Raw genomic sequence first — 16,578 nt, 5'->3', positions numbered from 1 at the left:
CAGGAAAACATTTCTAGAATAAACCAGAACTGAACCGGGTGTTGGCGCCACAGTGAACAAAGCGCGAAGACGTTGCCCAATCACCCTCCAGGCCGCAGATCGCCGTGCCAGTAGGCCGCCGTAACGCCGCCGTCCACCAGGAAATCGCTGCCGGAGATGAACCCCCCCTCTGGCCCCATCAGCAAAGCGCCCACGGCGCCTATTTCGTCCGGCGTTCCGGCGCGCCCGGCCGCGCAGGCCTTGATCATGCGCTGATAGCCCTCGCTGTGCGGCCCGCTTAACTCTTTTTCTGAAAGCGGCGTCACGACAATCCCGGGGCTGATCGCGTTGAGCCGAGCCCCGCGTCTGGCCCAGCGTACCGCTTCTGCCTGCACCCGAAGCGAACTTCCACGCTTTGCGATCTGGTAGGCCAGGAGCGAATCCGTGACCCGCTCGGCGTCGAGCATGGGCAATCCCGACAGCTCATCGGCCGGCGTCGTCGCCAGAGCACGGGCCTGTTCGGAGGTCAAGGCGTCCAGACGGTGCCCGGCCTGCGAGGAAACCACCACGCCCGATCCACCGCGCGCGATGACTTGTCCGAAGATCTCGAGCACGAGCGCTGTCCCGTACAGATCAACCTTGAAAATCGTGGCCGGAGAAGCATTGGACGGCGAGACGCCGGCCGAGTGGATGACGCCGGTCACGCTCCCAAGCGCTGCGGCTTGCTCGGCCAGGTCCTCGACCGAAGCCCGAGAGGTGACATCCACGGTCGTTGCGCGCGCAGCGAAGCCGGCTTCTCGCATCACCCGGGCGACGGATTCTGCGTTGTCGCGCTGCAGGTCGGCCAGCAGCACCCGTTTACCCGCGCTGACGCGGCGGGCGATGGCTTGACCGATCGCTCCGGCCCCGATGACGACGATGACTTCCGGCATGACGCTTTCCAGCAAAGAACCTGTCTTGATACTCATGGCATTAGTCCAGCTCGATCCCGAGCCCGAGCGCGTAGGTGACGTCTTCTTGCGCTTTGCCGGCCGCTGGTTCGGACTCCCAGTTCCAGTCAATCTGCGCATTCAGATAAATGTCACCCCAGACGTCCCAACGGATACCGGTCGAGGTGTCCGCGAGCTTGTTGGTCCGTCCGGTAAGGTAAACAAGAAGACGCTGGTTGTGAAAAAACGCCAGGTCACCGTCGAGAATCCTGCGGCGATAACGCAGGTCCCAGCGCCCGGCTGTGCGTCCGGTGGTCGATGAGCTTGCGATATCACCCAGCTTCTCGCGCACGCCCAGGAAAGAAACCGATGTTTCGAGAAACCGCGAGGCATCATCGAAAAACTGGAACCCGATCCCGGCGCCCGGCGTGTAGCGGTAGTCCAGTTCGCGCACCGGATCGCGCTCGTAGCTCGCCCCGGCGGACAGAAACCACTGGTCGGAAAAAAACCAGCTGTACATGTAGGTGACGATGCTCTGTTCCTTGGTGACCGTCCCGTCCTGCTCGTCGCGGTCGAGGCGGAAATCCAGGGTGTGGCGATGATCGCCGATCTGCAACCGTCCGGCGGCCTGCCACAGGAAGTCGCTGGTCTGGGAATTTCCGTGGCTGGCATCAAAGGCCAGATCCGACCGGGCACTCCATTCGAAGTCCTCATCGATCTTCCTGAGCTCCTCGATATCGGTCGGCGCGAACGGTCGCGACCCTTCGTCGTCCACGAGAACCATCTCTCCGGATTCGGCCGTTGCAAACCGGCCGACTATCACCGAGTGATCGCGCAGCTCGATCTCGAAGGCGGTGTCGGACTCAATCCGGCTGACCGCATCCAGGGCGACAGCGAATTCGTCGGCGTAGTCAGACTCGATGAAGAGTTCTTCATCCCATACCCGCTTGATCTCGCCGGTAATACGGTCGCCGTTGTTCATCAACAAGACGTCGCCGTACACCGGAACGACGGCGCCGAAGAGCAGGGTTGCGACAAGAAACGCGTGAACAGAGATCGGAGACAGTGCGCGCATGGTTTATCCGCAAAAAACGCAGCAGTATAAACGCCTGTTCATCGTGCTTTTCTTGTTTCGTTGGCGTCAAAAAAGCATAGCATGAGGTGCAAAAGTTCCCGCAGGCCCGTTCCCATGCAAACCCGATACGACGCGATCATCATCGGCGGCGGCCATAACGGCCTGGTGGCCGCGTGCTATCTCGCCGCCGCCGGCAAGACCGTGCTCATACTCGAAAAGAATCGGTCGCTGGGTGGAGCGAGCGTCTCGCACCCGCTTTTCCCGGATTACGAGGCGCGCATTTCACGTTACGCCTACCTGGTCAGCCTGTTCCCGAGCCGGATCATCCGTGAGCTCGGCTTGAATCTGCGCCTGCGGCCGCGCTCGATCGCCTCCTACACCCCCCATGGCGCCGGCGCGGGGTTGTTGATCAGCAACGAAAATCCGGCGCTCACTGAACGCGAAATCAGGAAACTCGGCGCCGGCGAATGGCGGGGCTACCAGGCCCTAATGGAAAAACAGCGGGCTTTTGCCGCCATCGTCTGGGATAGCCTGCTGGAACCGCTGAAATCGCGGGCGGACTGGCATAGGATTTTCCGCAGCGCCGGCCGACCGGAGTTGTGGCGCGAGTTTGTCGAGCGCCCGATCGGCGAACTGATCGAAACCCACATCAGCAGCGACCTGCTGCGCGGCATCCTGTTTACCGACGGCAAGATCGGCGCCAACGCCGGCGCCAACGATTCCTCGCTGCTGCAAAATCGCACCTATCTTTATCACGTCATCGGCAATGGCTCCGGCGAATGGCTGGTGCCTGAGGGCGGCATGGGTCGGATTGCCGAGCAGCTGGCCGGTCAGGCCCGCAACGCCGGCGTCGACTGGCAGACTGAGGCCGAGGTCATCGGCACCACCTCCGTCAACGGTCACAAGGTCGTTGCGTTCCGGCACCGGGGCGCCGAATTCGAAATCCAGGCCTCGCACTTGCTGTGGAATGCCACACCCCCGTGCCGCCGCCAGCCGGATCCGTCAGGCATCGACGAAGGCACCTCCTTCAAGATCAATATGCTGGTCAAGCGGCTGCCGCAACCGGCCAACCGGTGGGTCACGCCCCAGCAGGCCTTCGCCGGCACCTTTCATATCGACGAGGGCTATGCGCAGCTCGAGGCTGCCTGGCAGTCGGCGAAACGCGGCCGGATTCCCGACACGCCGGCCGGAGAAATCTACTGCCACACGCTCACCGACCCGACCATCCTGTCCGACGAGCTGGCCCGGAACGGGTATCACACGCTGACCTATTTCGGGCTGGATCTGCCCTACACGCTGTTTACCGAAGACAATGAAGCGGCCAAGAAAACCGTCGTGACCCGCGTGCTCAAAGGCCTGAACCGGTACCTCGCCGAGCCGCTGGAATCTTGCCTGGCAACCGATCGCGATGGCCGCGCCTGCCTGGAGGCCAAGAGCCCGGTCGATCTCGAACTTGAACTTGGCCTGCCCCGCGGCAATATCTTCCACAAGGGCCTGTCGTGGTTCTTTGCCGAAAAAGACGCCGAAGTCGGCCGCTACGGCGTCGAAACCGGCCGCCGGAACGAATGGATCTGCGGCGCGTCGGCCCGGCGCGGTGGCGCGGTCAGCGGCATCCCCGGACGCAACGCCGCGATGGCGATCCTGAAGTCGCCGTGATCGCGGCCAAGCAAGCCAAGCGGATTCGATTCAATCCAATACGAGGTCGGAAAAGTCAGAATTTCATGAGACGCGAAAACTACCTCAGAAAAGAACTGTACGAGCGGATTGCAAGCGACCCCGCCATTTTCGATTTCATCCAGAGGGGATCTCTCGATGGACTGTGGTACTGGGACGTGGAAAACCCCGAGCAGGAATGGATGAACTCGCGCTTCTGGGAACTTCTGGGTTATGACCCGCGCGAGAAGAAACACCTTGCTTCTGAATGGCAGGACCTGATTCATCCCGACGATCTGAAAAAATCCCTGGAGAACTTTCAGAAACATCTCGACGACCCGAACCACCCCTACGATCAGATCGTGCGCTATCGCCACAAAAGCGGGCGGACAATCTGGGTACGCTGTCGCGGGATCGCCATTCGGGACGAGAACGGCAAGCCGATTCGCATGCTGGGGGCGCACAACGATCTGACCGAGATGAAGGAGCTCGAAGCCCAGCTCAGGCAAATGGCAGACACCGATCAGATGACCGACATGCCTAATCGACGCGCTTTCAATACTCACTTCGAGTGGGCTTTCAAAAACCAGAAGCGAACCGCCGAACCGCTGAGCCTGGCGATCATCGATATTGATCATTTCAAGCACATCAACGACATCTACGGCCATCAGATTGGCGACAAGACGCTGCTTGCTGTCAGTTCCGCGATCCGGAACTCGTGCCGGGACAATGACTTTGCGGCCCGGTGGGGCGGCGAGGAATTCATCGTCCTGCTGCACAGCACCGACCAAGCGCCGGCCATCATGATCGCGGAGCGAATCAAGGCTTCAATTGCCGAAATCGACACGGTGCCAGAGAAGTTGACGGCCAGCATCGGCGTGACAACCATCACTCAGCCCGCTATGGATACCGGCATGCAGCTGCTCGACCTGATGGTCGCCGAGGCAGATAGAGCGCTCTACTTCGCCAAGTCGTCCGGCCGGGATCGCGTCGTCCACGCCGCCCCCCTGCAAGCGGCTTAGACGCGCACTGACGGCCCGGAGCCGATCGATCCTGAAAATCCTCCGTCATCCGGACGCCGGTTCAACCGACTCAGCAGCCCCGGCTCCGGTCTGTAACGCGGCACGGGTTCGCTCGTCGGGATAGCCATCGGCGATCAAACCGCTGTCGCGCTGGAATTCGCGCAGCGCAGCCTGGGTGGCCGGACCCAGAATACCGTCGGCCTCGCCGGGACGGTAACCTGCTGCCGCGAGCCTTCGCTGAAGCTCGGCGATTTCCGCTGTGGCGATCGTCGTATCACGCTCAGGCAGCTCGGCGCGCAGCGGGCCAGCGCCGACGATGCGATCGGCCAGATAACCGACCGCGATCGCGTACAAGGTCGAGCGGTTCCAGTCCAGGATTACATCGAAGTTGTCATAGACCAGAAAAGCCGGCCCGCCATGCCCCATTGGCAACAGCAAACGCCCGCTCATGTCAGCCAGCGGCAATGCGCCACCATCGGCGCGGCGCACGCCCAGCTCGGCCCACTCGGCGAGTGACCGAGCCTGTTCGATGCCGGTTTTTTCAAAGGCAAAATCAGGCGATACGCTGACCTCCCGCCCCCAGCGCTCACCGCTGTTCCAGCCCAGGCTTTGCAGGTAGTTGGCGCCAGAAGCCAGGGCATCGGCGAGGCTATGCCAAAGGTCGATCTGACCGTCGCCGTCACCGTCAACCGCATGCGCATAGTAAGACGAGGGCATGAACTGGGTCTGGCCCATGGCGCCGGCCCAGGACCCGAGCATGGCCGCCGGCGTCAGCGACTCGCGTTCGACCAGGCGGAGCGCCGCCATAAGCTCGTCGCGAAAGAACTCGCTGCGGCGTGGATCGCAGGCCAGGGTCGCCACCGAGTCGAGGACCGGCATCCGCCCGGTGTAGCGGCCGAAATTCGACTCCATGCCCCACAACGCAACCAGATAGTGGCCCGGCACGCCGTACTCGCGCGTCAGTTCGTCGAGCAACTGACGATGCTGGGCCAGCAGCGCGCGGCCGCGCTCGATGCGCTCGCGCGTGACGCGAGCGCGCAGATAGCCGGCGAAAGTCTGCTGAAATTCGGGCTGGGCGCGATCGAGCTCGATGACCCGCGGCTGAAACTCGAGCTCGCCCAGAACCTGGTCGGCCAGCTCGCCGGGGATGCCCCGGGCCCGCGCCACGGAGGTCAGATCGTCCAGGCAGGCGCGAAATTCCGCGTCATCAGCCTGCGCGACCCCACCGCCGGCCATCATCAGAGTCAGCGCCAGAATGAGGGGCTTGAAGACCGTCATTCTCAAACGCCCGTCAATTCTGCATGGGAATGCCGTCGTCCCAACGGAAGCCGACCCCCCCTGCCTGCCAGACACCCTCCCCGAACGGACTCGGCCCCCGGATGTTGAGGTGCAAGGGCAGCCCGAAACCGGGCTTGAAGTCGGCGACCCCGCGAACCGTGCTGCGGTGCATGATCCGCAGGCCCTGCTCGTCGGCAGGCAGGTGCGCCTCGGGAGAGGCGCGGTGCGCGACGGCCAGATTGTCGATGAAAAGACAGTCGTTTTCCTCGTACTCGTAGGCGATGGCGTAACCGTTCTCCAGGCCGGCATTGAGAATGTCGTTGTACTCATGGCAAAGCCGCTTGAGTTGCTCGGCGTCAAGCAGCCGGAAGCCCTCGCCATCGGGCTGCTTTTCGATCACCGCACCCGTCATGCCCAGATGCAGCCACAGGCTTTTTCGGCCCGACACCGGATGCTGGTGCACCGCCGGATGAACCACGCCGGAGGTAGAGTTGACCGAGGACAGACGCCGCCAGAATGCCTGTCGCTCTTCCGGGAGCGCGTCATAGGCCGCGCCCTGATGAGCGAAATAGGTGCCACCGCCTTTTTCGGCCGGCCGGATGATGTGGTAGCCGGCGTGCGAGAAAGTGTCGGTGTTGAAGCTGCCGTCGTTATGCCATTGCGGACCGACGCCCGGGATACCGTAACGGCGATCGTTGGACAAGCGGAAAATATGCCGGTTGCCGCCGGGCGTGGCCGGATGCACGCCATGAGTGCTGTGGAGCACTTTGCCGCCCCACCAGCTACTGGCGCGAAGAAAATCCTCAGGTTCCAATGTCTTGCGACTTTTGAAGACCAGGAATCCTCTTCTGGCCATTTCCTGCTCAAGGGCGTCTATCACTTCTGGCGGCGGCTTGTCGTCAGACAGATCGATCCCGTGCACTTCCGCCCCCAGGGGCTCGAGCGGGAGAATCGATCCGCCGTGGTTGGCAATCGCGCGCACGCGCGCCGGATCGGGCGAGGGAATCTTTGTCATGCCGATAACCGTAACGCACGAGAAATGAAAACGAAAGCAGCGAAGGCAGCCGGACGTCGGAAGGAAAAGCGGAGAGACCCGTGAAGGTATGTTATTTCATAGCATTTACAGATACTTATCCATTCTATGAATTTGATATGAGTCAATTCCATGCATCAAGTGGAGGCCTAGACTGCTAGCGTCCATTGAGGGGACGAGAGCCACTGTCAATATCCGTTTCCGCCTCGCGCCGCGCGACGAGAGCTGTCCTCCAGCGCCCCGCCCAGCGACCTGATCCGGCTAAACGGTCCACCGAGGAGTCACCGTCATGCTGCAAAGAATGAAGCTCAAAACGCTGCTGTTTCTTGGATTCGGCATCGTCATCGTCATGCTGCTCATCGTCAGCGGGAGCGCATGGAACGGACTGAACGTCGCCGACGAGGGCTTCACCGAATATCGCGGTTTGGCGCGCGATTCCAATCTTGCCGGCGAGCTCCAGATGAACCTGCTGATGGTTCGCATGAACGTCAAGGACTACCAGATCACCTGGAGCCAGCAGGATATCGACCAGTTCAATGAATACATGGCCGAAGTCAAGCGCTTGATGGAAGACGCCCAGCGCGAGATCCAGAACCCCGAGCGGGCCCGACTGGTGGATGAAGCAGACCGACTGATCCAGGAATACGAGGACGCTTTCCCGCAGGTCGTCGAGCTGGTCGGACAGCGAAACGACGTCGTTACCGGCATCATGGATGTTCAGGGTATCGAGGCACGACAGGCCCTGACCGACATCATCGAGTCCGCCTTTGCCGCCGGCGACGCCGAGGCCACCTACTTTGCCGGTGTTGCCCAGCAGCAACTGCTGCTAGGCCGCCTGTATGCCATCCGCTTCCTCGAATCCAACAGCGAGGAAGACTACGACAGAGCCATCCTGGAACTCGAGACCAATCTGAATCGCGAGATCCAGGCGCTGGATGACGCCCTCGAAAACCCGGAGCGGCGGCAGCGGTTATCTGAACTGCGCCAGTCCATGGACCAGTACGTGCAGGCCTTCAACCAGGCTCACGACATCATCAACGAACGTAACGACATCCTCACGAACGTGCTCGACGCCAATGGTCCGCGGATCGCCGATGCGCTCGACGGCGTCACGATGTCGGTGACCGAAGACCAGGATGAGCTCGGGCCTCGCGTCCAGGCGAGCAACGCATCCACCATTCGCACGGTGCTGATCGTCTCGCTGCTTGCCGTGCTGATTGCCATCGGTGTAGTGATCTTCATCATGCGTGACGTGTTGCGCAAGGTGGGCGGCGAGCCGGCCGAAATCCAGCGCATCGCCCACGAAGTGGCTGAAGGCAATCTGGATGTGCGCATCGCCGAGGGCGAGAAAACAGGCATCCTGGCCGCCCTGGTGCAGATGGTCGAACAGCTGCGCCGGATTGTGTCCGAAGTTCGCACCAACGCCGACGGCCTGGCCAGCGCCAGCGAAGAGGTCAGCGCGACCGCCCAGAGCCTGAGCCAGTCCTCCAGCGAGCAGGCGGCCAGCGTCGAAGAGACCAGCGCATCGGTCGAACAGATCTCCAGCTCGATCGCGCAGAACGCAGAAAATGCGCGGGTCACCGACACCATGGCGATCAAGTCTTCCGAACAGGGCCAGGAAGGTGGAGAAGCGGTTACCCAGACCGTGGAGGCCATGCGCAACATCGCCGACAAGATCAGCATCATCGAAGACATCGCCTACCAGACCAACCTGCTGGCGCTCAATGCCGCTATCGAGGCCGCCCGCGCCGGCGAGCACGGCAAGGGCTTTGCCGTGGTGGCCGCCGAAGTCCGCAAGCTGGCCGAACGCAGCCAGGTCGCCTCGCAGGAAATCAGCGGGCTGGCCAGCAACAGCGTGTCGGTCGCCGAGCGGGCCGGGAAGCTGCTGGAAGAAATCGTCCCCAGCATCACCAAGACCGCCGACCTGGTCCAGGAAATCGCCGCAGCCTCCAACGAACAGGCCGAAGGTACGGGTCAGATCACGACCTCCATGGGCCAGATGGACCAGATCACCCAGCAGAATGCCTCGGCCTCCGAAGAGCTCGCTTCCACTTCCGAAGAGATGAGCAGCCAGGCCCAGCAACTGCAGGAAATGATGTCGTTCTTCAAGCTTGACATCGTCTCTGGAAGTGGCGGCAGCGGGCGCTCTTCGGGCGCCCCGCGGGTCGCACGCACATCAAAACAGCCACAAGCCTCCGGGTCATCGGAAGACAAGGGTGATTTCGACGACAGCGGCTTCGAGCGCTTCTGAACAACTCGCACAACGGCCCGGTTCGGCGACCACGTCATCGTGGTCGCCGAACGACTTTCAGGGTGCCCGTCAGAAAGCCCTGACGAACTGTGCGGCAGCGCACCGATAATATTCGGCCAAAGGTGCATAATCTTCGCTTGCCTCTGATTCGTTCACTGAACGAAAGGAATGAAGATTATGCTATTTACCATCGCCGCGATCCTCATCGTACTCTGGCTTCTCGGGTTCGTTAGCGGCACCACGATGGGTGGATTGATTCACCTTCTGATCGTTGTTGCGGTCATCGTTGTGGTCTTCCAGTTGATCAGCGGACGGCGAGTCGGGTAACCCGCTGCGTCGCAGCGACCATGGTTCTCACGCCAGTCGACCTGACTACACGCTCTTGGCAGCGAGCGCACAGCAGCTTCATATAACCCTGAGCCGATCAATCCGTTCGTTATTATTGAGTAATGAGTAGGCATCGTTAAGCGCTCGGCTGAGCAGCAGCAAGGTTTCCAGAAGTTGACCGTTCTTTTGCAGCAGGTCTTCGATTTGGGCAAGCGCTGCCTGAATCTGCATCTGCGGATTGGCACTTTCGAGGCAGCTGAATTCGGGTCGCGGCCGTAGACGCCATCTCGCCCGGGTAACCTGCGCGACCTGGTTTCCCACGATTCCCTGAAGAATTTCGGGTTGAATCTTGGTGCTTGAGTGCCTGTGGCCGTTCATGGTGTAGGTTGTCATCCCCAGTCGCTCTTTTCAAATGTCGAACGTCCAAAATGACAATCCTGAAGCTGGGCGTCTGTTCGGCAGCGAACGCTCGTGCTTCAATCCGGCCGAAATTGGCCCTGATCAGTAAACCCATTGCTTTTCCGCTAACTCAGCGTGACGATGCTTCAGAGCGTCTTGGCGTAAGCCGCCAGCCGGTCTGTCTCCTGCTTGACCACGGCGTAGCACTCACAGCTGCGCTTTTCGACGAGCGGACGGTCAAGCACGGTGATACGACCCCGCTTGTAGCGGATCGCACCCAGATCCTGCAGCTTGCGAGCCGCTTCGGTCACCGTTTCGCGACGCACCCCCAGCATGTTGGCGATCAGTTCCTGGGTCATGGTCAGCCGGTTACTCGGCAATCGGTCCAGCGACAGCAATAGCCAGCGACACAGTTGCTGGTCTATGGTGTGGTGCCGATTGCACACAGCAGTCTGGGCCATCTGGGTGATCAGGGCCTGGGTGTAGCGCAGCAACAGCACGCGCAGGGCCGGCTCGTCATTGAACTGGCGTCTGAGCTCGGCGGCCGGCAGCCGATAGGCCAAACCAGCGCTCTGCACGATCGCCTGACTGGGCGTGCTTTCCCCGCCCATGAACACCGCGATCCCCATAACGCCTTCTTTGCCCACCACGGAAATCTCAGCCGTGTGGCCGTCGAGCAAGACGTACAGTATCGAGACGATACAATCGGCAGGGAAATACACGTACTTCGCGTTCTGGCCGGAGGCGTATACCTCCGTTCCCAGCGGCAGCCGGATTTCCTGCAGCAGAGGAAATACTCGATCCTTCACCGCTTGAGGCAACAACGCGAGTAACTCGTTTTATTCCGGTCCGCTCTCCATCAACACCTCACCCGACCCGCAACCTTTGCGAGAATATCACAGATGTGAGCAGCCCAAAACTTTGGAATCCCGCCCCCGGCCGGGCAGTTTTAAAGCCAGCAAGTGGGCGACTACAGAGGGTCCGCACTAATAGCCAGACGGTCACTTTCCTCCATAATAAAGGAGTAGCACTCGCAGCAAAACTTTTCCAGACCGCCACGATCGAGCACCATGATAGTCCCGGCTTCGTAGCGGATAATCCCTGCGTCGTGTAGCCGCTTCGCCACATCGACAATGTCGTCCTGGGCAACCCCGAGCATTTCAGCAAGCAGTTTATCGGTCAAGGTCAGCTGCTGGCTCGGCAGACGGTCCATCGACAACAGCAGCCAGCGGCACAGCTGCTGGTCTAAAGTGTGATGTCGATTGCACGACGCAGTCTGGGCCATCTGGGCAATCAGGGAGCGAGAATAGCTCAGCATCAACCAGCGGAAGCTCGGATCCGAGCCGACTTGTCGCCTGAATACAGGCGTCGACAGCCGGTAGGCCATACCTGGAATCTGAACGGCCGCCCGACTGGGCGTCCTGTCCTCGCCAATGGAGATGGCGATGCCAACGATGCCCTCGCGACCAAGCACCGAGATCTCGGCCGAGCGGCCACTGCGCCTGACGTAGACCAGAGAAATCAGACAATCAACCGGAAAATAGACATAATCCATGTCGCTACCGTCGACATACACATTTTCCCCCTGAGCCAAGGTCACTTCCTGCAGTTGTGGAAAGATTCGGTCCTTCGACTCCTGAGGCAACAGAGCGAGCAACTGATTGCTCTCTGGTTTTGAGTTCATATTCTTCTCCTGGTCCCCTATCAACGATAACATCTCACCCAAAGGGTTGAAAGAAGGCTCGAGCGAACTCGGTGCTGTTTCATGTCCTTGGCAACATGCTTGCGAATTTGCTGGAAGTTACGAGACATGGACCGACGCGCTCAACAGACAGGGTTGCCTGGATCTCCCGCTATCCGTCAAACGGCTTCGATCACTTTCCGCAGCCGCATTCTGACTTCATCTGCGACTTCGCCGAGTTCGGGATTTTCGACCGCCTGCATCGAAGCCTGCGGATCGACCGCGGACACTTCGACATTACCGCTCTCGAGCTCGCGCAAGATCACGTTGCACGGCAGCATCGTTCCGATCTTCGGTTCGCGTTCCAGCGCCTTCCACGCCATTGCGGGGTTGCAGGCACCCAGGATGGTGTAGTAAGGCATGTCGCGATCGAGCTTCTTCTTCATGGTCGCCTGAACATCGATTTCGCTCAGTACGCCGAAGCCTTCGCTCGCCAGCACTTCCATGACGCGTTCGCGCGCCTGCCGGGGTGTCGTTTCCAGCGTCTTGCTAATGTCGTATCTCATGGCTACGCCTCGATCGAGTTTTGAGTCAGTCCGCCAAAGCCTGAACCCCTAACTACTGATCATACGCGCTTTAACGGGACCTCACTTGTCGATTATGTGACTTAGCGAACGGATTCGAGTCTGCCCGTAACGTATAAACAAAGCTCAGCCATCCGATTTCTAAAGGACGGGAGCGACATGGAACACCAAGTGCAAAACCTGTTGCGGGTCTGGGCAGACGCCGGCGTGACCGTCGAACGCCATGACCTTGAGTTCACGATCATCGGCATGGACCCACCGGACTGGTGGCCGGACTGGTGCGCGCGCCACCAGCTCCTTCTGGCGGCGATTCTGCCTGATCTGGATCCGCCTCGACCCAAGCGACAGCCACTGCCCGAGGATCGACCCTGCGCGTATAACCTGCTGTCGATGGGCATGCGATGGTAGCTAAGATTGGTGCTGATCCTGAAGAGACATCACTTTACGCTCGTGCGAAAGACCGATCCACAGGCTCACGCAGATCAGCAGCAGCAAAATGGTGAATGGCAGGCCTGAACTGACCGCGCCCGCTTGCAGGGCGTTCAGCGAGGCCGTACCCCCGAGGCTCAGCAAAACCGCTGCAAGTACGCCCTCGATAATGACCCAGAACACGCGCTGGCTGGTCGGAGCATCGGTCTTGCCGCCGGAGGTGATCGAGTCGATCACCAGCGAGCCGGAATCAGACGAGGTGATGAAAAACACCAGCACCGTGGTGATGCCCAGAAAGGAGGTAACGGCCGTGAACGGCATGTTATCCAGCATCTGGAACAGCGCCAGCGACGAATCACTGATGCCGTCGGCGAGCTCGCCGACCTGGTCGACAACCTGACCGATACCCCCGCCGCCGAAGGCCGTCATCCAGACGGTTGTCACGACCACCGGCACAAGCAGCACCGCGATCAAAAACTCACGAATCGTGCGGCCGCGCGAGACCCGACCGATGAACATGCCGACGAAAGGAGACCAGGAAATCCACCAGGCCCAGAAGAAGATGGTCCAGGAGTGGTAGAAGACATCGTCCTCGCGGCCGATCGGATTGCTCAGGGGCAGCATGTACTGGGCATAACCGGCCACGGTGGTGCCAAAGTTGGCGAAGAACGCCATCAGGCCGCCGGCGATGATGACAAACAGCAGCAGCACGCCGGCAAGCACCATGTTCAGATTGCTGAGCACCTTGACACCGCCATCGATACCGCGAAGCACTGAAATCAGGGCGACCGACGTGACGCCGGCGATGATGATGATCTGCGTCAGCTGACCGCCCGGGATATCAAACAGGAAGGCCATGCCGCTGGCGGCTTGCTGGGCACCCAGCCCGAGTGAGGTCACGAGGCCGAACAGCGTTGACAGCACTGCCACGGTATCGATGACGTGCCCGATCGGACCCCATACGCGCTCGCCCAGCAGCGGGTAGAAGGTTGAGCGAATGGTCAGCGGCAGACCCTTGTTGTAGGAAAAAAAGGCCAGCGCCAGGGCAACCACACCATAGATCGCCCAGGGGTGGAACCCCCAGTGGTACATGGTCGCGCCCAGCGCGGCGCGGGCATTACCGCCTTCGGTATTGAGCGGCGTACCGGCCCACTCGGTAAAGTATCCCACCGGTTCGGCCACGCTCCAGAACATCAGCCCGATACCCATTCCGGCAGCAAACAGCATCGAGAACCAGGCGAAATAGGAAAAATCGGGCCGCGCGTCCTCACCACCGATTCGGATCTTGCCGAAGGGCATGACGATCAGCAAGAGGCAAAACAATACAAAGAAACTCCCGGCCGACAGAAACAGCCAGTCAAAGGTCTCACCGATCCAGACCCGGATGCCGGTAAGCCGCTCATTGGACGCTTCGGGCGCAATCAGCGCGATCATCACGAACGCCAGAATCAGCACCGCGCTGACGATAAAGACCGGGTTGTGCAGATCGAGACCAAGCCACTGGATGTTGTCCTGGCCGATCCGGTAGTCGGTTTCATAATCCTCTTCGAGCTGTTCGATTTCCTCGGAGAGATTTTTATCGGTGTTTTTGCTCATGAATCATCCTCCTGGATGGATCCAGGCCCGGCAGCCGGGTGCATGACGGAAGCAGCCACGATTGACAGGCAGAAGCTTCGATGGGAGTAATGTGGAGAACAAGGACTATAAACGTCCTGTTTCCTGATTTCCAGCCGCGTGGCTGGATTGGGCCTGGCCGGTAGAGTTTGTCTTTGCGAAATTTGCTGTCATACCGCCAGCGAGTTTTTCGTACCGGAAATTGCTCTTGAAACAAACGTAGTTTGAAAAAATGTACTACTGTGTCCATGAGTCTTCGCTAACATCATTATTATGAATACGTTTTCTTCTTATCCGGCCATTGTCGTTTTGGCCTTCGGTTTACTGATAAATCCTGCTATTGCTTCAGAACAGGGTTCATGGGAGTTTAGCGGCGACCTGCGCGCAATCTATTCGGCGTCCTGGCGCGATACCCGCGCCGGAAGCGAAACCGACAGCGACACCATCGGCGGGCGCCTGCGAATGCGGTTGCGCAACGATATCGATAGCAACTGGCGCGTGCAGGGCCGCTTTGCAACGCGCTACGAAGATCGCGGCAACGACCCCGACTTCTTTATTCGATCAGCGCGCCAGAGCCCAACCTCGATCGAGCCGGGCTCCATGACCCTGGACGAACTCTTTGTGCAGTACCGGTCCGATGATCGCCGGACCGAGCTTCGGGTCGGACGGCTGCAGAGCAATTTCAAGCTGCCGCTGATCACCGGCAAGAGCCTGGACCGAAACCAGGCCTCCAACATCGACGTCGGCTGGACCGACGGTTTCTATCTGGGCCGGCAGCTGACCGAGGACTGGGAAGCGACCGTGACCGGCCAGTACAACAGCCGTGACGGCAACGGCATCGTGACCCGCCCGCCGCTGCAGTTTGATGACTCCGGCAGCCGCATCAGCGCCTTTGCCACGCTGGAAAGCGATGCCGAGATCGGCCCGATCTTCCTGCGCGCGCTGACCCTGACCTGGTATCCGGATGCCCTGGCGGTCGACGGCCCGTCGTCACCGCCGCGCGAGGACTACACCGCCGCGGCGCTCAAGCTGGCCGCCGGCTGGGATGTCGGCACGACAATCGGCACATCGGCCACGCGGCTGGTTGTGGCCGGTTCGGTCGGGCACGCGTTCAACCGGCCGGACAACCCAGTGGTCGGGATACCGCAAAGCGGGCAGGCTGATGGTCTTGCCTGGCAGTTGGGCGCCGACCTGGTCGAAATCCTCCCCCGCCACACCGTCGGCGTCGTGGTCGGGCAGGCCGATGCCGGGTGGCTGATCGCCAACGACTATCGACCCAACGACTCGCTGGCCGAAGTGCGCTGGAGCTGGCAGGTCAGCCAGCCGCTGCGCGTGCAGTTCCGGGCCCGCTGGCGTCAGGAGCAGGATTTGCGCGAAGGCGCGGTCATCGCGCAGCGCGATCGCGACGTGCGGCTGCGCGCCACGCTGAAATTCTGAAGCGCGCGCCGCTGGACTGGGTGGAGTTACTGAATGAGACCGGGTATGATTTGCATCTAAGCACCCAGCTCTGTTCGGAACACCATGGTCCTTGTCAATGCGGTCACCGGTCGCCTGCGCGTCCGATCACCCATCCTCCGCACGCGCCGCGCTGCTGAACCGATCGAGGCAGAGGTGCGCGCTATCCCCGGCGTCAGCGAAGTGCGGCTGAACCCGGCGGCCGCCTCGCTCGTCGTGCTCTACGATCCGCAGCAGGTCGAAATGGAGGCACTGGAAGAGCGGCTCGAGCGCCTGTGTACGGATCATCAGGCGCGCGCACAAAGGCGGCGCCGGGATCTCTCGCGGCAAATCAATCTCGCCGGCAAGGTCGGCATGATCACCACCCTCGCGGGCACGATCGGCTACGCCTACTTGGGCAGCAAGAAGACGCACGAGCGCATGGGCTGGGCCTTCCTCGCCTTTACCGCCTATCACTTGCTGCGCAATCGCGGCACGCTGCTGCGCTGAGCCTGGCGAGAAACCGGAACGCGACGCGCCATCGAAGCGCTGGAAGCCTTCGACCAGTTTGTGCGGTGACCAGGCTGAGTCCAGGGCTCCCTATTCGACCCTTATGCGCGATCCGGCCGACTGATCGTACCGGCCTGGTGAATTTCGATGGAGACATGGACCAGACCGTGACCCTCTGGCAGGCGCTTCCGATAGTCATCCGGGCTCGACAGCTTTTCGCTCACCAGAGCAATGATGGCCGCATGGATACCGGGACCAATCGACCAGACGTGGAGATCGGTCACGCGGCAATCGCCATCGGATTCCACGCTCGAGCGAATCGCCCGCACTAAATCGTCCGGTGCCTGCCGATCAAGCAGAACGGCACTGGTGGATTTCAC

At 60.7% G+C, this 16,578-nt stretch carries 16 protein-coding genes and 1 pseudogene; 7 read left to right on the top strand and 10 right to left on the bottom strand.

The features are described 5' to 3' along the window. Positions 1 to 80 precede the first annotated feature (80 nt). Both G3I74_RS13805 and G3I74_RS13800 read right to left on the bottom strand, forming a co-directional pair. Positions 81 to 947 carry an SDR family oxidoreductase gene (locus tag G3I74_RS13805; RefSeq protein ID WP_203594762.1) on the bottom strand — a complete coding sequence of 289 codons (867 nt, stop codon included), beginning with the start codon at positions 945 to 947 and terminating at the stop codon, positions 81 to 83. A gap of 4 nt (positions 948 to 951) precedes the next feature. Further along, positions 952 to 1,983 (bottom strand): DUF481 domain-containing protein, encoded by a 1,032-nt coding sequence (locus G3I74_RS13800; RefSeq protein ID WP_164212198.1) that lies wholly within the window; start codon positions 1,981 to 1,983, stop codon positions 952 to 954. A 114-nt stretch (positions 1,984 to 2,097) separates the two neighbouring features. Between G3I74_RS13800 and G3I74_RS13795 the strand changes: the two genes are divergently transcribed. Continuing rightward, the gene (locus G3I74_RS13795; RefSeq protein WP_203594761.1) at positions 2,098 to 3,639 is read left to right on the top strand and encodes a phytoene desaturase family protein; all 1,542 of its coding nucleotides are present in this window, start codon (positions 2,098 to 2,100) and stop codon (positions 3,637 to 3,639) included. Continuing rightward, a complete protein-coding gene (locus tag G3I74_RS13790) occupies positions 3,636 to 4,658 on the top strand; it encodes a diguanylate cyclase (RefSeq protein WP_164212196.1) in 1,023 nt (340 codons plus the stop codon). Before G3I74_RS13795 ends, G3I74_RS13790 begins: the two co-directional genes overlap by 4 nt. Before the next feature lie 45 nt (positions 4,659 to 4,703). Here the strand turns inward: G3I74_RS13790 and G3I74_RS13785 are convergent, their stop codons facing one another. Both G3I74_RS13785 and G3I74_RS13780 read right to left on the bottom strand, forming a co-directional pair. Then, complete coding sequence (locus G3I74_RS13785; RefSeq protein WP_164212195.1) at positions 4,704 to 5,936, bottom strand: lytic murein transglycosylase; 1,233 nt, start codon at positions 5,934 to 5,936, stop codon at positions 4,704 to 4,706. Positions 5,937 to 5,949: 13 nt separating this feature from the next. Then, positions 5,950 to 6,951, bottom strand: coding sequence for a TauD/TfdA dioxygenase family protein (locus tag G3I74_RS13780; RefSeq protein WP_164212194.1), 1,002 nt, complete (start codon positions 6,949 to 6,951; stop codon positions 5,950 to 5,952). Between the two features lie 307 nt (positions 6,952 to 7,258). On the opposite strand from G3I74_RS13780, the gene G3I74_RS13775 reads away from it, so the two are divergent. Both G3I74_RS13775 and G3I74_RS13770 read left to right on the top strand, forming a co-directional pair. Beyond that, the gene (locus G3I74_RS13775) at positions 7,259 to 9,220 is read left to right on the top strand and encodes a HAMP domain-containing methyl-accepting chemotaxis protein (RefSeq protein ID WP_164212193.1); all 1,962 of its coding nucleotides are present in this window, start codon (positions 7,259 to 7,261) and stop codon (positions 9,218 to 9,220) included. A 177-nt stretch (positions 9,221 to 9,397) separates the two neighbouring features. Then, a complete protein-coding gene (locus G3I74_RS13770; RefSeq protein ID WP_164212192.1) occupies positions 9,398 to 9,547 on the top strand; it encodes a lmo0937 family membrane protein in 150 nt (49 codons plus the stop codon). 78 nt (positions 9,548 to 9,625) lie between these two features. Here the strand turns inward: G3I74_RS13770 and G3I74_RS13765 are convergent, their stop codons facing one another. The 4 genes from G3I74_RS13765 to G3I74_RS13750 all read right to left on the bottom strand — a co-directional run bounded on the left by G3I74_RS13765 (position 9,626) and on the right by G3I74_RS13750 (position 12,193). Then, complete coding sequence (locus G3I74_RS13765) at positions 9,626 to 9,940, bottom strand: hypothetical protein (RefSeq protein ID WP_164212191.1); 315 nt, start codon at positions 9,938 to 9,940, stop codon at positions 9,626 to 9,628. A 152-nt stretch (positions 9,941 to 10,092) separates the two neighbouring features. Beyond that, positions 10,093 to 10,755 carry a Crp/Fnr family transcriptional regulator gene (locus G3I74_RS13760; RefSeq protein ID WP_338063118.1) on the bottom strand — a complete coding sequence of 221 codons (663 nt, stop codon included), beginning with the start codon at positions 10,753 to 10,755 and terminating at the stop codon, positions 10,093 to 10,095. Positions 10,756 to 10,916: 161 nt separating this feature from the next. After that, positions 10,917 to 11,630: a Crp/Fnr family transcriptional regulator gene (locus tag G3I74_RS13755; RefSeq protein WP_164212189.1), complete on the bottom strand. Its 714-nt coding sequence runs from the start codon at positions 11,628 to 11,630 to the stop codon at positions 10,917 to 10,919. Between the two features lie 176 nt (positions 11,631 to 11,806). Then, positions 11,807 to 12,193, bottom strand: a complete 387-nt coding sequence (locus tag G3I74_RS13750) for a DUF302 domain-containing protein (protein WP_164212188.1) — start codon at positions 12,191 to 12,193, stop codon at positions 11,807 to 11,809. A gap of 177 nt (positions 12,194 to 12,370) precedes the next feature. On the opposite strand from G3I74_RS13750, the gene G3I74_RS13745 reads away from it, so the two are divergent. Then, complete coding sequence (locus G3I74_RS13745; RefSeq protein ID WP_164212187.1) at positions 12,371 to 12,619, top strand: hypothetical protein; 249 nt, start codon at positions 12,371 to 12,373, stop codon at positions 12,617 to 12,619. Here G3I74_RS13745 and G3I74_RS13740 read toward each other — a convergent pair whose 3' ends face one another. Then, the gene (locus G3I74_RS13740; protein WP_164212186.1) at positions 12,620 to 14,236 is read right to left on the bottom strand and encodes a BCCT family transporter; all 1,617 of its coding nucleotides are present in this window, start codon (positions 14,234 to 14,236) and stop codon (positions 12,620 to 12,622) included. It lies immediately after the preceding gene. Between the two features lie 480 nt (positions 14,237 to 14,716). Between G3I74_RS13740 and G3I74_RS13735 the strand changes: the two genes are divergently transcribed. Both G3I74_RS13735 and G3I74_RS13730 read left to right on the top strand, forming a co-directional pair. Beyond that, the gene (locus tag G3I74_RS13735; RefSeq protein ID WP_164212185.1) at positions 14,717 to 15,691 is read left to right on the top strand and encodes a hypothetical protein; all 975 of its coding nucleotides are present in this window, start codon (positions 14,717 to 14,719) and stop codon (positions 15,689 to 15,691) included. Between the two features lie 84 nt (positions 15,692 to 15,775). Then, positions 15,776 to 16,198 (top strand): HMA2 domain-containing protein, encoded by a 423-nt coding sequence (locus tag G3I74_RS13730; RefSeq protein ID WP_164212184.1) that lies wholly within the window; start codon positions 15,776 to 15,778, stop codon positions 16,196 to 16,198. Positions 16,199 to 16,299: 101 nt separating this feature from the next. Here the strand turns inward: G3I74_RS13730 and G3I74_RS13725 are convergent. Further along, positions 16,300 to 16,578 (bottom strand): annotated as a pseudogene (locus G3I74_RS13725) (CDF family Co(II)/Ni(II) efflux transporter DmeF); the annotation flags it as partial.

The organism is Wenzhouxiangella limi, assembly GCF_010499265.1.
Taxonomy (GTDB): Bacteria; Pseudomonadota; Gammaproteobacteria; order Xanthomonadales; family Wenzhouxiangellaceae; genus Wenzhouxiangella; species Wenzhouxiangella limi.
This window is presented reverse-complemented; position numbering and strand designations above follow the sequence as displayed.

Excerpts from the sequence above, each read along its gene's own strand:
- G3I74_RS13805 (WP_203594762.1), bottom strand. The coding sequence starts at position 947 with ATGAGTATCAAGACAGGTTCTTTGCTGGAAAGCGTCATGCCGGAAGTC.
- G3I74_RS13740 (WP_164212186.1), bottom strand. The coding sequence starts at position 14,236 with ATGAGCAAAAACACCGATAAAAATCTCTCCGAGGAAATCGAACAGCTC.
- G3I74_RS13730 (WP_164212184.1), top strand. The coding sequence starts at position 15,776 with ATGGTCCTTGTCAATGCGGTCACCGGTCGCCTGCGCGTCCGATCACCC.
- G3I74_RS13770 (WP_164212192.1), top strand. The coding sequence starts at position 9,398 with ATGCTATTTACCATCGCCGCGATCCTCATCGTACTCTGGCTTCTCGGG.
- G3I74_RS13775 (WP_164212193.1), top strand. The coding sequence starts at position 7,259 with ATGCTGCAAAGAATGAAGCTCAAAACGCTGCTGTTTCTTGGATTCGGC.
- G3I74_RS13735 (WP_164212185.1), top strand. The coding sequence starts at position 14,717 with ATGCGGTTGCGCAACGATATCGATAGCAACTGGCGCGTGCAGGGCCGC.
- G3I74_RS13755 (WP_164212189.1), bottom strand. The coding sequence starts at position 11,630 with ATGAACTCAAAACCAGAGAGCAATCAGTTGCTCGCTCTGTTGCCTCAG.
- G3I74_RS13750 (WP_164212188.1), bottom strand. The coding sequence starts at position 12,193 with ATGAGATACGACATTAGCAAGACGCTGGAAACGACACCCCGGCAGGCG.
- G3I74_RS13765 (WP_164212191.1), bottom strand. The coding sequence starts at position 9,940 with ATGACAACCTACACCATGAACGGCCACAGGCACTCAAGCACCAAGATT.
- G3I74_RS13785 (WP_164212195.1), bottom strand. The coding sequence starts at position 5,936 with ATGACGGTCTTCAAGCCCCTCATTCTGGCGCTGACTCTGATGATGGCC.
- G3I74_RS13745 (WP_164212187.1), top strand. The coding sequence starts at position 12,371 with ATGGAACACCAAGTGCAAAACCTGTTGCGGGTCTGGGCAGACGCCGGC.
- G3I74_RS13780 (WP_164212194.1), bottom strand. The coding sequence starts at position 6,951 with ATGACAAAGATTCCCTCGCCCGATCCGGCGCGCGTGCGCGCGATTGCC.
- G3I74_RS13795 (WP_203594761.1), top strand. The coding sequence starts at position 2,098 with ATGCAAACCCGATACGACGCGATCATCATCGGCGGCGGCCATAACGGC.
- G3I74_RS13800 (WP_164212198.1), bottom strand. The coding sequence starts at position 1,983 with ATGCGCGCACTGTCTCCGATCTCTGTTCACGCGTTTCTTGTCGCAACC.